The organism is Novosphingobium resinovorum, from assembly GCF_001742225.1.
In the GTDB taxonomy this organism is placed as follows: domain Bacteria; phylum Pseudomonadota; class Alphaproteobacteria; order Sphingomonadales; family Sphingomonadaceae; genus Novosphingobium; species Novosphingobium resinovorum_A.
In genome coordinates this window covers 1347974-1361205 of the sequence record NZ_CP017076.1, presented here as the reverse complement: position 1 = coordinate 1361205, position 13232 = coordinate 1347974, and the positions used below count along the sequence as shown (strand labels likewise).

14 protein-coding genes are annotated in these 13232 nt (G+C 66.0%); 13 read left to right on the top strand and 1 reads right to left on the bottom strand.

Annotated features, from left to right (window positions below):
• The first annotated feature begins 207 nt into the window (after positions 1–207).
• The 4 genes from BES08_RS23370 to BES08_RS23355 all read left to right on the top strand — a co-directional run bounded on the left by BES08_RS23370 (position 208) and on the right by BES08_RS23355 (position 3320).
• Positions 208–765, top strand: a complete 558-nt coding sequence (locus tag BES08_RS23370) for a peroxiredoxin (RefSeq protein WP_008831732.1) — start codon at positions 208–210, stop codon at positions 763–765.
• Positions 766–811: 46 nt separating this feature from the next.
• Positions 812–2062: a protein-disulfide reductase DsbD family protein gene (locus BES08_RS23365; protein ID WP_036529107.1), complete on the top strand. Its 1251-nt coding sequence runs from the start codon at positions 812–814 to the stop codon at positions 2060–2062.
• Between the two features lie 111 nt (positions 2063–2173).
• Entirely contained in the window at positions 2174–2698 is a 525-nt protein-coding gene (locus BES08_RS23360) for an RNA polymerase sigma factor (RefSeq protein ID WP_051587129.1), read from the top strand.
• Positions 2691–3320 (top strand): NrsF family protein, encoded by a 630-nt coding sequence (locus BES08_RS23355; protein WP_036529110.1) that lies wholly within the window; start codon positions 2691–2693, stop codon positions 3318–3320. The genes BES08_RS23360 and BES08_RS23355 overlap by 8 nt, the downstream gene beginning before the upstream one ends.
• A gap of 41 nt (positions 3321–3361) precedes the next feature.
• On the opposite strand, the gene BES08_RS23350 is transcribed toward BES08_RS23355, so the two are convergent.
• Entirely contained in the window at positions 3362–4291 is a 930-nt protein-coding gene (locus BES08_RS23350) for a LysR family transcriptional regulator (RefSeq protein ID WP_008832630.1), read from the bottom strand.
• A gap of 120 nt (positions 4292–4411) precedes the next feature.
• Between BES08_RS23350 and BES08_RS23345 the strand changes: the two genes are divergently transcribed.
• The 9 genes from BES08_RS23345 to BES08_RS23305 all read left to right on the top strand — a co-directional run bounded on the left by BES08_RS23345 (position 4412) and on the right by BES08_RS23305 (position 13168).
• Positions 4412–5110: a pirin family protein gene (locus tag BES08_RS23345; RefSeq protein WP_008832629.1), complete on the top strand. Its 699-nt coding sequence runs from the start codon at positions 4412–4414 to the stop codon at positions 5108–5110.
• A 281-nt stretch (positions 5111–5391) separates the two neighbouring features.
• The gene (locus BES08_RS23340) at positions 5392–6051 is read left to right on the top strand and encodes a hydrolase (protein WP_008832628.1); all 660 of its coding nucleotides are present in this window, start codon (positions 5392–5394) and stop codon (positions 6049–6051) included.
• Between the two features lie 190 nt (positions 6052–6241).
• Positions 6242–7078, top strand: coding sequence for an alpha/beta fold hydrolase (locus BES08_RS23335; protein ID WP_069709492.1), 837 nt, complete (start codon positions 6242–6244; stop codon positions 7076–7078).
• Between the two features lie 105 nt (positions 7079–7183).
• Positions 7184–7435 carry a DUF1427 family protein gene (locus BES08_RS23330; RefSeq protein ID WP_008831612.1) on the top strand — a complete coding sequence of 84 codons (252 nt, stop codon included), beginning with the start codon at positions 7184–7186 and terminating at the stop codon, positions 7433–7435.
• 92 nt (positions 7436–7527) lie between these two features.
• Positions 7528–9372, top strand: coding sequence for an amidohydrolase (locus BES08_RS23325; protein WP_008831611.1), 1845 nt, complete (start codon positions 7528–7530; stop codon positions 9370–9372).
• A gap of 155 nt (positions 9373–9527) precedes the next feature.
• A complete protein-coding gene (locus BES08_RS23320) occupies positions 9528–10403 on the top strand; it encodes a hypothetical protein (protein WP_008831610.1) in 876 nt (291 codons plus the stop codon).
• Between the two features lie 3 nt (positions 10404–10406).
• Positions 10407–10847, top strand: coding sequence for a DoxX family protein (locus tag BES08_RS23315; protein ID WP_008831609.1), 441 nt, complete (start codon positions 10407–10409; stop codon positions 10845–10847).
• On the top strand, positions 10840–12342 hold the full coding sequence (locus BES08_RS23310) for an alginate export family protein (protein ID WP_231958346.1): 1503 nt from the start codon (positions 10840–10842) through the stop codon (positions 12340–12342). Before BES08_RS23315 ends, BES08_RS23310 begins: the two co-directional genes overlap by 8 nt.
• Positions 12343–12442: 100 nt before the next feature.
• Complete coding sequence (locus BES08_RS23305) at positions 12443–13168, top strand: YoaK family protein (protein ID WP_083274800.1); 726 nt, start codon at positions 12443–12445, stop codon at positions 13166–13168.
• Positions 13169–13232: the final 64 nt, after the last annotated feature.

Genomic DNA, 13232 nt, shown 5'->3' with positions numbered 1-13232 from the left:
AATCAATATTGCGACGAATTGCGCCCAGCCGCATTCGCTCCGGGACGAGTAGTCCATCCGCAAGCGAAGTCTCCCGGATCCGCCCTCCGGCAGAAAAATGCGGCGAGTGATTTTCGGACCGCAACTTTTTGCCGCGCTCCAGCGAACAGCCATGGGAAGGCCCCCGATCGGAGCGCCTTCGCCATGATACCCGTTGGAGCAGAGCCGATGAAAATCCGAAAGAATTTCGCCTTGTCGCTGGCCGTTGGACTATTCGCGGCCGCCGTGCCGAGCCAGAGCTTCGCCGCCCTGCCTCAAGGCGCCAAGGCCCCTGACTTCACGCTGCACGCCGCGCTGGGCGGCAAGCCCTTCGACCTCTCTCTGGCAAAGGCGCTGAAGAAGGGGCCGGTCGTGCTTTACTTCTTCCCCGCCGCCTTCACTTCCGGCTGCACGGTAGAGGCGCACCTGTTCGCCGAAGCCACCGGCGATTTCAAGAAGCTGGGCGCCAGCGTGATCGGCGTGACCGCAGGCAATGTCGAGCGTGTCGCGGAATTCTCGAAGTCCGAATGCCGCAACCAGTTCGCCGTCGCCGCCGATCCGAACGCCAAGGTCGCCGCCAGGTTCGACGCAACGATGCAGGGCGGCAAGCAGACGATCTCCAACCGCACTTCGTTCGTGATCGCCCCTAACGGCACGATCCTGCTCAGTTACACGGACATGAACCCGCAGGCCCACATCGAGAAGACGATGGCCGCGGTGCGTGCGTGGAAAGCGAAGCACGGCTGACCTTTTCCTCCACGATCGATCCTTCCTGTCGCCAAGAGGCCCCGTCATGCTTGTTGCCCTGTTGTCCGCCTTCCTGGGCGGGCTGATCCTGAACCTAATGCCTTGCGTCTTCCCGATCATCTCGCTCAAGGCGTTCGGGCTTGCGCGGCAAGGCGGCGACCCACGACAAATGCGACGAGAAGGGCTGGCGTTCCTCGGCGGAACCCTGCTGGCGATGCTGGCGCTGGCCGGCACGTTGATCGCCTTGCGCGCCGGCGGCCAGGCGGTGGGCTGGGGCTTCCAGCTCCAGTCCCCGCTCGTCGTCGCACTGCTGGTGCTGGTGCTGCTTGGCTCTGCACTCAACCTTGCCGGTCTCTTCGAGTTCGGACTGGGGCTGCAGCGCATGGGCCAGACGATGGACGGGAAGGATGGCCTGCTTGGCGCAGCGCTCACCGGCGCTCTGGCGGTGGTCGTGGCGACGCCCTGCGCCGGTCCGTTCATGGCCAGCGCCATCGGCTTTGCGCTCGTCCAGCCGCCGCTGGCCGCGCTCGCCATCTTTGCGGCGCTGGGCGCGGGCGTGGCGGCACCGTTCACGGCGCTGTCCTTCAGCCCGGCGCTGGCGCGGCGTCTGCCGAAACCCGGTGCCTGGATGACGACGCTGAAGCACGCGCTGGCCTTTCCGATGCTCGCCGCCGCCGCATGGCTGCTGTGGGTGCTGGCGCAGCAGACGGGCAGCGCGGGGCTGGCGCTGATGCTCGGTTGCGCCTTGCTGCTGGCGTTCTCTTGCTGGATCTATGGCATGGCGCAAAGGCGCACGATGTCCGGCCGTCCCGCGCGTGCGCTGCACAGCGTTGCGGCCTTGGGTGCCGTGGCGATCGCCGCGCTTTTCGCCATGCCGGGCGGCGCTTTGCAGGCCCCCGCCGCGCTTGCACCGACGCAGGCATCCGCCGCGCCGGTGAGCGACAAGCCCGTGCCCTGGTCACCCGAAGCCGTCGCGAAGGCGCAGGCCGCCGGTCACGCGGTCTTCGTCGATTTCTCGGCCGAGTGGTGCCTGACCTGCAAGGTCAACGAGAAGGCCGTGCTTTCCACTGCCGCGTTCAAGTCCGCCATTGCCGACACCGGCACGACGTACATGATGGCGGACTCGACCAACTATGATGCGCGGATCGAGCAGGCTATGATGCAACTCGGCCGATCCGGGCTGCCGCTCTACCTGGTCTATCCGGCCAAGGGCGGCGATCCGGTGATACTGCCGCAAGTTCTGGACACGAAGACCGCCACCGATGCCTTGCGAAAGGCGTCTGGCAAGAAGGTTTGACGAGACGATGAATGCAACCCCGACCGACCATGCCGGAGGCTGCGTGGCCCCCGCGTGACGGACGAACTGCCGCTCGAGGATGCGCCGCGAGAGGAGGCATGGCCCGCCCTGATGCAGCGGGCGCAGGATGGCGACCAGCGCGCCTACCGGCTGGTCCTGCGCGCGCTGGTGCCGGTCGTCCGGGTTCGGGTACGGCGGCGCATCTTCGATGACGTGCTGGCGGAGGACGTGGTTCAGGAGGTGCTGATGACGCTTCATCGCCTGCGTCACACTTACGATCCCGCGCTGCCGCTGATGCCCTGGGTTTCGGCCATCGTCTCGGCAAGGTCCGTGGATGCGCTACGCCGACAGGGCCGATCCCGCGGCCGGGAGATCAATCGGGAAGAAACCCTGGACGGCGCCATCGACCCCGTCGCGGCGGCGGCCTTCGAAGCGATCGGCGCCGAACGGGAACTCGCGGGCATGCTGAACTTGCTGCCCGAACGCCAGCGGCAGATGATCGAGATGGTGAAGCTGCAGGAGATGTCGCTCGATGCCGCCGCGCAGGAAAGCCGGCTCTCCGTTTCCGCCGTAAAATCCTTGCTGCACCGCGCGATCGTCAGGTTGCGCGAACATGGAAAGCAGACACATGGTTGACCATGACACCCTGATCGATACGCTTTGCGACGAGGCCGTGCCGGTACGCCGCGTGGCTCCGGCGTGGCGGCGGGCCCTCGCCTGGAGCCCGGTCGCGCTAGGAATCGGCTATCTCGCGACCCAAATGCTCCACCGCGCCGGTACGGATTGGGCCGGTCCCCTTGCCGGGGTCGCCGCCGCCAATATCGTATTGTCACTTGTCCTGGGTATCGCCGCGTTCACAGCCGCCTTGTCGGCCAGCGTACCTGGCGCCCCCGCGCGGACGAGCGGCTGGATCATGGCGTGCCTGGGCATCTGGCTGACGCTGGCGGCCTACAGCATCGGCATATCCAGCCAGCCCGTCGGGCATCTGGGGCACGGCAGCTATTGCTTCACGTTCGTACTGGTCGCCGGAGTTCCCATGATTGCTATCACCGTGCTGGCACTGCGGCGAACGCGGTCGCTCAATCCGGTGCGGTCGCTGATGCTCGCGGGGACGGGAATAGCGTTCCTGTCGTTCGGACTGCTGGCGTTCTGCCATCCCATCGCGATGTCGGCGATGGACTTTGCCGGCCACCTCGTGGCCGGCGTCCTGCTCGGTGCGCTGACCATCGGACTCGGGCGCAAGGCGATCGCGGCCTGAAGGCGCGGGTCAGTCGCCCGGAATGCGCTCGATGCCATTCGTCAGACATCGCCCATTCCCTCCATTTCACGATCATCCTGGCCGAGTGTGACGAACCGGTCCAGAAGCCAGCTTGCCGCAGGACCGGGAGGCGTATCGCGCCGCCATATGCCGGAAAAGCGATACGTCCCCCCGACATGGTCCGGCATCGCCAGTCGTACCAGCGTTCCGGCGAAGAGATCCGCCTCGATCATCGGCATCGGCATGTTCCCCCAGCCGATTCCCTGCCGCAGCAGCGCATGCTTGGCGCCGAGATCGGCAAGCCGCCAGGTCTTTGGGCTGAACACCGAGTAGTCCTGCCCTTCGGTGAAGCGCGAACGGTCGGAGAGCACCAGCTGCGTATAGTCCCGCCCCGCGCCGGGTTCGATCTTCATCATGCGGCCCAGCGGATGATCGGGCGCGGCCACCGGCACCATCGCCACCGAGCCCGCCGAGCGGCTGTCGATACCCTCGACACCGGCCGATAGCGGACCGGACAGCCCGACCACCGCCTCCTTGTCCAGCACCAGCGCGGTGATCGCGCCCAGCGCCTCGACATGAAGGCGCAGCTGGACGGTGGGGAACGTCACGGCGAAGTCGCGCAGCACCAGCCCGACGCGGTCGGCGGGCAGCATGACGTCGAGCGCCAGGTTCACCTCGGCCTCAAGCCCGTCGAGCATGCCCTTCACCTTGGCGCGCAGTCCGTCCACACCCTGCGAGATCGCCTTCGCTTCGGCCAGCACCGCGCGTCCCTGTTCCGTCAGTTTCGGGCGCCGGGTGCCTTCGCGCTCGAACAGCATCACGCCGAGCTGCGCCTCCAGATTGGCGATGCCATAGCTGATGACCGAGACCGCACGGTTCAGCTTGCGTCCGGCGCCTGCGAAACTGCCGGTCTCCACGATCGTCTGGAAGATCGTCAACTGATCGAGCGTGGGTGTGCCTGGGTTATTCACTTTTCTATTTCCTCGAAAAGATCGATTGGTTTTATCTATCTGAACGGAAAAGATCGCAACCCATACAAAGGGCTCAACGAAGCGGCACTCTCAACCCGCCGCTTCCACCGGAGACCCAAGATGATCGAACTTCGTCCCTTCGACAGCCTCGGCGGCGCCAACCACGGCTGGCTCGACGCCAAGCATCACTTCTCCTTCGCCGACTACCACGATCCGGCCCGCATGCACTGGGGTAACCTGCGCGTGTGGAACGACGACACCATCGCGCCGAAGACCGGCTTCCCGCCGCACCCGCACCGCGACATGGAGATCATCACCTATGTCCGCGAAGGCGCAATCACCCACGAGGACAGCCTGGGCAACAAGGGCCGCACCGAAGCCGGCGACGTTCAGGTCATGAGCGCGGGCACCGGCGTGCGTCACTCCGAATACAACCTCGAGGACGTGACCACGAAGATCTTCCAGATCTGGATCCTGCCCACCCGCAACGGTGAAAAGCCCAGCTGGGGCGCCCGTCCCTTCCCCAAGGGCGACCGCGCCGGACACTTCGAGACCCTCGCCTCGGGCTACGACGGTGACGGCGACGCCCTGCCGATCCGCACCGACGCCCGCATCGTCGCCGCGACGCTGAAAGCCGGTGAGACGGCCGAGTATCCGATCGGCGCCGATCGCAAGGCCTACCTCGTCCCAGCGAGCGGCGCGGTGAAGATCGACGACGTGCTGGTCAATGCCCGCGACGGTGCGGCGATCCGCGACCTCGACGTGATCCGCGTGACGGCGCTCGAGGACAGCGAACTCGTCCTCGTCGACGCCGCTTAACGATACCTCATCCGCGACCGGCCCTTCGAAGGCGGGGCCTGTCGCCAGCCTGAGCCGAACCGCGTGCCCCCCTCGATCGGGTGTAATACTTTCGGTTGATTCCGCGGCCATGCGGTTCGGCTCATAAGCCTCTCGCAAGCTCTCGACACCCCGAACACTGGTTCGATCTTTTCGATTTAATCGAAAGTTCGGAACGATTTTATGCGCCTATCTGGAACGACCATCTCGCTCCAGTATGCATCTCAACGGGCAAGGACGCCCAGCAACAGGAGGACCTACCAATGACGCTCACCGCAACTGCGACCCCCGGCAAGTCGCTGATCTCGCCTGACAACCACGCGCTCGTCCTGATCGATTTCCAGTCGCAGATGAGCTTCGCGACCAAGTCGATCTCGCCCGAACTGCTGCGCAACAACGCGGCGCTGATCTCGCGCGGTGCAAAGTCGTTCAACGTCCCCACCATCCTCACCACCGTCGCCGAGAAGAGCTTCTCCGGCCCGATGTTCGACGAGATCACCGACGCCTTCCCCGGCCAGGAACTGCTCGACCGCACCAGCATGAACACCTGGGAAGACGAAGCCGTGATCTGCGAGATCAACCGCATCGGCAAGCAGCGCATCGTCTTCGCGGGGCTCTGGACCTCGGTGTGCATCGTCGGCCCGGTGGCATCGGCGATCGAGCAGGGCTTCGAAGCCTACGTCATCACCGACGCCTGCGGCGACATCTCGGAAGAAGCGCATGAGCGCGCCGTGCAGCGCATGATCCAGCTTGGCGCCGTGCCGATGACCTCGCTGCAGTATCTGCTCGAACTGCAGCGCGACTGGGCGCGTACCGAGACGTACGACAGCACCACCGGCATCGCCAAGGTCTGGGGCGGCGCTTACGGCCTGGGCATCAAGTACGCCAAGTCCATGTTCGGCGCGTCCGAAGGCGGTCACTGATTTAAGCTCGGAACCGGCGGCTCATCACCCCCCGACCCTCATCGGGCCGCCGGTTCCACCCCCTCTTCAGGAGGGGGCTTCGACAAGCTCAGCCTGAGCGGTTTCATAGTACAGTCCTGTTCCCGCTCAGGCTGAGCTTGTCGAAGCCCCCGCAGTACAAAGCCCAGTTCTCACCCGAAGGATCAGCATCATGGCCTACGTAACCACCACTGACGGCGTCGAAATCTTCTACAAGGACTGGGGCGCGAAGGACGCGCAGCCCATCGTCTTCCACCACGGCTGGCCGCTCTCGTCGGACGACTGGGATGCGCAGATGCTGTACTTCCTGTCCAAGGGCTTCCGCGTCGTCGCCCATGACCGCCGTGGCCATGGCCGCTCCGCACAGGTCAGCGAGGGTCACGACATGGACCACTACGCCGCCGACGCCGCCGCGGTGATGGAACGCCTCGACCTTCGGAACGCCGTCCACATCGGTCACTCGACCGGCGGCGGTGAAGTGGCGGCCTACGTCGCGCGCTACGGCATCCCGCAGGGCCGCGTCGCCAAGGCCGTGCTGGTCAGCGCCGTGCCGCCGATCATGCTCAAGACCGAAGCCTACCCGGGCGGCCTGCCGATCGAGGTGTTCGACGGCCTGCGCGCCGGTCTTGCCGCCAATCGCGCGCAGTTCTTCCGCGATGTCGCAGCCGGTCCCTTCTACGGCTTCAACCGCGAAGGCGCCGAAGTGAAGCCAGCCGTCATCGACAACTGGTGCCGCCAGGGCATGATGGGCAGCGCCAAGGCCCATTACGACGGCATCAAGGCCTTCTCCGAAACCGACCAGACCGAAGACCTGAAGGCGATCACCGTCCCCACTCTCGTGCTGCACGGCGATGACGACCAGGTCGTGCCGTACAAGAACGCCGGCGTACTGCAGGCCGAGATCCTGCCGAACGCGACGCTGAAAATCTACGAGGGCTACTCCCACGGCATGCTCACGGTGAACGCCGACACCATCAACCCCGATCTGCTCGCCTTCGTGCAGGGCTGATCCGAACAGGCTTCGCTCCGGCTTTTTCCATGATGGCCAACTCAGACGCCATCTCAGGAACAAGGGACACCCGGAGCGAAGAACAAACGTCCGAGGAGACCTCCGATGAAAGCCTACCTTCTCTCCATCGCCGCCGGGTTGCTGGTGGGTGTCGTCTACAGTCTCCTCGGCGTCCGTTCGCCTGCGCCGCCGATGATCGCGCTGGTCGGCCTGCTGGGAATCCTGCTCGGCGAGCAGATCGTGCCGCTGGCGAGCCGGTTCGTGACGAAAAACAACGTCGCGCAGTTCGTCATGACCGAGTGCCGCGATCACGTCCTCGGCCGCCTGCCCGGCGACGCCGATAAGCACGACGCATGATCTCGCGCCGCCACACGTTTCTGGGAGCGGCCGCCGCGTCGCTCCTGCCCCAAACTCTCGCGGCCCGAGCGGGTCGAACCAAGGACAAGACAATGACCGACACGATCATCATCAACGCCAAGGTGACCACCCTCGACCGTGAAAACCCGCAGGCAGAAGCGGTGGCTATCCGCGACGGCAAGTTCCTCGCGGTCGGCAGCGAGGCCGAAGTGCGCGCCGCCGCGCCCGAAGCCACTGTGATCGACGCCAAGGGGCACCGTCTGATCCCCGGCCTGATCGACAGCCACATGCACATCATCCGCGGCGGCCTCAACTTCAACATGGAGCTGCGCTGGGACGGCGTGACCAGCCTGTCCGAAGCGATGGCGATGCTTAAGAAGCAAGTCGACAACACCCCCGCCCCGCAGTGGGTGCGCGTGGTCGGCGGCTTCACCGAGCACCAGTTCGCCGAAAAGCGCCTGCCCACGATCCAGGAACTCAACGCCGTCGCCCCTGACACGCCGGTGTTCATCCTCCACCTCTACGACCGCGCGCTGCTCAACGCCGCTGCCCTTCGCGTGGTGGGCTACACCAAGGACACGCCGAACCCGCCGGGCGGCGAGATCATGCGCGACAGCCAGGGCAACCCCACCGGCCTGCTGCTGGCCCAGCCCAATGCGACGATCCTCTATTCGACGCTGGCCAAGGGCCCCAAGCTGCCGCCCGAATACCAGCTCAATTCCACCCGCCACTTCATGCGCGAGGTCAACGCGCTGGGCGTCACCGGCGTGATCGACGCGGGCGGCGGCTTCCAGAACTATCCCGACGACTACGACATCATCGAGAAGCTGCATCAGGACGACCAGCTGACCGTCCGCATCAGCTACAACCTGTTCACCCAGAAGCCGAAGGAGGAGCTTGCCGACTTCGCAGGCTGGGCCAAGCAGGTCACGCCGGGACAGGGCGACGACACCTATCGCCACAACGGCGCAGGCGAGATGCTCGTCTATTCCGCCGCCGACTTCGAGGACTTCCGCCAGCCCCGCCCCGACATGGCGCCGAGCATGGAGGGCGACCTCGAACCCGTCATCCGCCTGCTGGCGGAAAACCGCTGGCCCTGGCGCCTCCACGCTACCTATGACGAGACGATCGGCCGCGCGCTCGACGTCTACGAAAAGGTCAACGCCGACATCCCGCTGCAGGGCATCAACTGGTTCTTCGACCACGCGGAAACGATCAGCGACCGCAATATTGACCGCATCGCCGCGCTCGGTGGCGGCATCGCCGTGCAGCACCGCATGGCCTATCAGGGCGAATACTTCGTTGAACGCTACGGCGCCAAGGCGGCCGAGCGCACCCCGCCGATCGCCCGCATGATCGCCGCCGGCATCCCGGTAGGCGCGGGCACCGACGCCACCCGCGTCGCCAGCTACAACCCGTGGGTCTCGCTCTCATGGCTGGTGACGGGGCGCACCGTGGGCGGCCTCTCGCTCTATCGCGGCGACAACCGCGTCAGCCGCGAGAAGGCGCTGCGCATGTGGACGCACGAGAACACATGGTTCTCCACCGAAGTGGGCAAGAAGGGCCAGATCAAGGCGGGCCAACTCGCCGACCTCGCGCTACTGTCCGACGATTACTTCGCCGTGCCGGACAACGAGATCGTGCACATCCGCTCGATCCTGACGATGCTGGGCGGCAAGGTGGTCCATGGCGACGGTGACTTTGCACCTCTCGCACCTGAGCTTCCGCGCCCGATGCCCGACTGGTCGCCGGTCGCGACCTTCGGCGGCTACTACCAGACGCCCGAAGCCAAGCAGAAGCTGGCCTCGGCATGCGGTTGCGCCAGCAGCTGCGGCGTCCATGGCCACGACCACGCCGCAGCGCTTGGGGCCAACGTCCCGGCCGCCGATGTCCAGACGTTCTGGGGATCGCTCGGCTGCGGCTGCTGGGCCGTCTAAGCCGAAGTGTAGTTTTCCAGAATATAGAACAGACCGGACGATTTTATTCGGATCGTTGGGAGTTCGATCAAGTCTTAAACCGTTCTGGACCGGCCGCTGAACATGCAGCGGACCGGTTCCAGACGACGATGAAACTCGCCCCAAAGGAGCCCCCGATGAAGCGCTTCACTTTCCTGATCGCCGCCGCAGTCCTGACCTCCGCACCGGCCTATGCCGCCGAGACCGCCGACTATTCGGTCGGCGCGCAGTATGACACCACCCACGTCTACGTGCCGCAGGAGCAGTTCGACAGCTTCGTCTCCAGCTTCGTCGCCACCTTCGGCGGCACCACCAGCAAGCAGGGCGAGTTTCAGGTGACGCCGACCAAGAGCCTGACCAAATCGCAGCTGGTGCTGACGCCTTCGGCCACCGTCTCGGTGTTCGGCTTCAAGACGCCGATCCCCTATCCCTTCGGCGACGAGCGCACCGGCTACCTCGTCACCGACATCGACGCGGCGGTGGCCTCTGCCGTGAAGCACGGCGCGGTACGCCGCATCGCCACCTTCCCCGATCCGATCGGCCGCGATTCCTTGGTGCAGTGGCCGGGCGGCGTGAACATGCAGATCTACTGGCACTCTGCCAAGCCCAACTACGCACAGCTTAGCAGCGTGCCCGAAAACCGCGTCTACCTGACGCCTGACGCCGCCGACGCCTTTGTGAAGAGCTGGACCGGCTACGCCCACGGCAGGATCACCGCCGACGACAAGGCCGCCTCGGGCGCCGAGATCGGCGAGCCGGGCAAGACCATCCGCCGCGTTTCCATCGAGAGCGGCTACGGCAAGATGACGGTCTTTGTCTCCGACGGGCAACTGCCCTGGCCCTATGGTCGCGACATGACCGGCTACGCCGTGAGCGATCTTGCCGCCACGCTGGCTAAGGCCACGGCGGCAGGCGTCGAAACCCTCGTCGCGCCCAGCGAAGTCAACAAGCGTCAGACCGCCATCGTGCGCTTCCCCGGCGGCTATATCGCCGAAATCCATCAGGGAGCGTAAGCCATGGCGAGCCTGCCCCCGATGAACCGCACGCCTTCCATCATCGGGGTAGTGCTGGACTTCACCCCCACCGCCTTCTTCGCCCGGCTCGCATTGGTGAGCGCTTACCTGGTAGGCGGCATCGACAAGCTGGGCGACTGGCCCGCCGCGCTGGCGGAGCAGGCCCACTTCGGCCTGACCCCGCCCGCGCTGTGGGCCGCGCTGACCATTGCCGTCGAACTGATCGGACCGCTGCTGATCCTCTCGGGCCGTCTGGTCTGGCTGGGCGCCGGGATGCTGGGCGTGTTCACGTTCTTCGCCGCGCTGGTGGCGAACGCCTTCTGGGTCATGCCCGACGGCCCCGAGCGCTTCGCCGCGATGAACGCCTTCTTCGAGCACATGGGCCTCGTCGGCGGTTTCGTGCTGGTCGCGGTGCTGGCGCGCAGGGGGCAGGGCGATGCGTAAGTGCGTCGTTCCGGGCTCGACCCGGGACCGGTGGCTGTCTTCAGGCGCGCCTTTGCGGTGCGCGCATCCTGGTGAGCGCCGCCAGGCCAGCGGCCCCGGATCAAGTCCGGGACGACGGCGGCTGGCATGGTTGCTCCCCTTCGCCACGCTTCTTCCCCACACCGCCCTGGCCGCGCCGAAGGAGGCATGGGAAGCCCCGACCCTCACCGTGACCCGCTACGACGAGGACTGGTCAGACCTCGAAAGCGCCGAAAAGCGGGATCACCATTGGACCGGCCCGTTCAAGTACATCCCGCTAGGCGACATCGCAGGTGGCGAGGCCTGGCTCTCTACCGGCGTCGAACTTCGCGCCCGTAACGAGAACTATGCCGAGAACCTGTGGGGCGGCGCCGCCGCGCCTAACGACGGCTATGTCTGGCTGCGCGCCCTGCCTTACGCCGACCTGCACGTCGGCAAGCTGCGCGCCTTCGTCCAGCCGGTTTTCGCCACCTCGATCAGCGTCGCCCCCTCGCCCGGGCCGACCGACGGCACTGGCCTGGACCTGATGCAGGGCTTTGCCGAGGCCGACCTCGGCCCCGTCACCCTGCGCGCCGGGCGACAGATGCTGTCGCTGGGCAGCGAGCGCCTGGTCGGCACTCGCTATGGTCCCAACGTCACGCTCGCATTCGACGGCTTGCGCGCCAACGTGGCGGTCGGCAGCGCGAAAGTCAGCCTGCTAGCCGTGCGCCCGGTCCAGCCGGGCAAAGGCAGCTTCGACGACCGCACCTCTTCGCAAAAGGCCCTGTGGGGCGCCTATGCGGCGATGCCAGAGATGGATCTCTACTACCTCGGCTATCGCAACGACGCCGCCCATTGGAGAGACCGCAGCGGCGGTGAGACGCGTCACAGCATCGGCGCGCGATGGCACGCCGTACGCGGAGACTGGCACTGGAACGTCGAGGGCGTTTACCAGTTCGGACACTTCGGCGAAGGCGCCCGCCGCGGCGCGATCTCGGCCTGGACTTTGGGCTCGGAGTTCGGGCGCGGCTTCCCGCACCTGCCGTTCTCGCCGGACCTGACCCTGCGCGCCAACGTGGTCAGCGGCGACCGTCATCCCGGCGACAATCGCCTCGGCACGTTCAACGCGCTGTTTCCCAAGGGCAAGTACTTCGGCGAACTCTCGCCGGTCGGCCCCTACAACATCGTCAACTTGCACCCTGCACTGGGCCTGCAGCTTACCCCCACCGTCTCGGCGGGAGTGGCGGCTGCGGCCTACTGGCGCCAGTCGCGCAGCGACGGCATCTACGACATCCCCGGCAACCTGATCCGCGCGGCCGGGAACAGCCGCGCCCGCTTCATCGGCAAGGAGGTCGAGGCAACCCTCGCCTGGCAGGCCACGGCGGAACTGGAACTGTCGATGTCGGTCTCGGCCTTTGCGCCCGGCGCGTTCATCCGCGACACCGGCACCGCGAAGACCATCCGTATGCTGGGCCTCGAAAGCAATTTCCGGTTCTGATATCTTTTCCAAATCCTCGAACGTAACGAACCAATTTATTCGGATAAACCAGCAGGTCTTCGCCCGGTAGACCCTTCCGCATCGCTCAGGAGATCGCATCATGTCTACCCCGCCCCCCATTTCCGCTTCTTCCGTTTCCGCTCCCGGCAAATCCGCCCTGCTGCCGTGCCTGCTGCTGTTGCTGTCCGCGACCACCGGCCTCGTCGATGCAGCTTCGGTGCTGGGACTGGGCAAGGTGTTCACCGCCAACATGACCGGCAATGTCGTGTTCCTCGGCTTCGCGGCGGCGGGAACGCCGGGCTTCAAGGTGATCCCCTCGGTGCTGGCGCTGATCGCCTTCATGGTGGGCGCATGGGGAGCCGGGCATCTCGCCCGTGCGCATGTCGAGCGTGCGCTCGGCCGCTGGCTGCTGTGGGCTGCGGTGATCGAAGCCGCACTGCTGTGGATCGCGGCGCTGATCGCGCTCGACGTCGATGTCGCCGCGCAGGCGCCGAAGGCGGCCGTAATGGCCGTGATCGCGCTCACGGGCTTCGCGATGGGGCTGCGCAATGCGACCGTGCGCCAATTGAAGGTGCCGGACCTAACCACCACCGTGCTCACCCTAACCATCACCGGCATCGCGGCGGATCATGTGGGCGGCAAGACGCCCAACTTCGCGCGTCGCATCGGCGCTGTGCTCTCGATCTTCGCGGGTGCCGCCGTGGGCGCGTTGCTGCTGATGCATGGCGGACTGGCCCTGCCGCTGGCTCTGGCCGGCGCGATCGTGCTGGGCGCGACGCTGGTGTTCCTGCGCGACCCGGCCTCCGCCGTGCCGCATCGTCCCTGACAACACCGCGTCATTGCGAGCACAGCGAAGCAATGACGAACCTTGGAAAGACAAACGAAAGGTT

What these genes read in the sequence shown, in the direction of transcription:
- BES08_RS23310 (WP_231958346.1), top strand. Translation starts at nt 10,840, where the DNA reads ATGCGTAAGTGCGTCGTTCCGGGCTCGACCCGGGACCGGTGGCTGTCT.
- BES08_RS23335 (WP_069709492.1), top strand. Translation starts at nt 6,242, where the DNA reads ATGGCCTACGTAACCACCACTGACGGCGTCGAAATCTTCTACAAGGAC.
- BES08_RS23305 (WP_083274800.1), top strand. Translation starts at nt 12,443, where the DNA reads ATGTCTACCCCGCCCCCCATTTCCGCTTCTTCCGTTTCCGCTCCCGGC.
- BES08_RS23355 (WP_036529110.1), top strand. Translation starts at nt 2,691, where the DNA reads ATGGTTGACCATGACACCCTGATCGATACGCTTTGCGACGAGGCCGTG.
- BES08_RS23360 (WP_051587129.1), top strand. Translation starts at nt 2,174, where the DNA reads ATGCAGCGGGCGCAGGATGGCGACCAGCGCGCCTACCGGCTGGTCCTG.
- BES08_RS23340 (WP_008832628.1), top strand. Translation starts at nt 5,392, where the DNA reads ATGACGCTCACCGCAACTGCGACCCCCGGCAAGTCGCTGATCTCGCCT.
- BES08_RS23320 (WP_008831610.1), top strand. Translation starts at nt 9,528, where the DNA reads ATGAAGCGCTTCACTTTCCTGATCGCCGCCGCAGTCCTGACCTCCGCA.
- BES08_RS23315 (WP_008831609.1), top strand. Translation starts at nt 10,407, where the DNA reads ATGGCGAGCCTGCCCCCGATGAACCGCACGCCTTCCATCATCGGGGTA.
- BES08_RS23370 (WP_008831732.1), top strand. Translation starts at nt 208, where the DNA reads ATGAAAATCCGAAAGAATTTCGCCTTGTCGCTGGCCGTTGGACTATTC.
- BES08_RS23330 (WP_008831612.1), top strand. Translation starts at nt 7,184, where the DNA reads ATGAAAGCCTACCTTCTCTCCATCGCCGCCGGGTTGCTGGTGGGTGTC.
- BES08_RS23325 (WP_008831611.1), top strand. Translation starts at nt 7,528, where the DNA reads ATGACCGACACGATCATCATCAACGCCAAGGTGACCACCCTCGACCGT.
- BES08_RS23365 (WP_036529107.1), top strand. Translation starts at nt 812, where the DNA reads ATGCTTGTTGCCCTGTTGTCCGCCTTCCTGGGCGGGCTGATCCTGAAC.
- BES08_RS23345 (WP_008832629.1), top strand. Translation starts at nt 4,412, where the DNA reads ATGATCGAACTTCGTCCCTTCGACAGCCTCGGCGGCGCCAACCACGGC.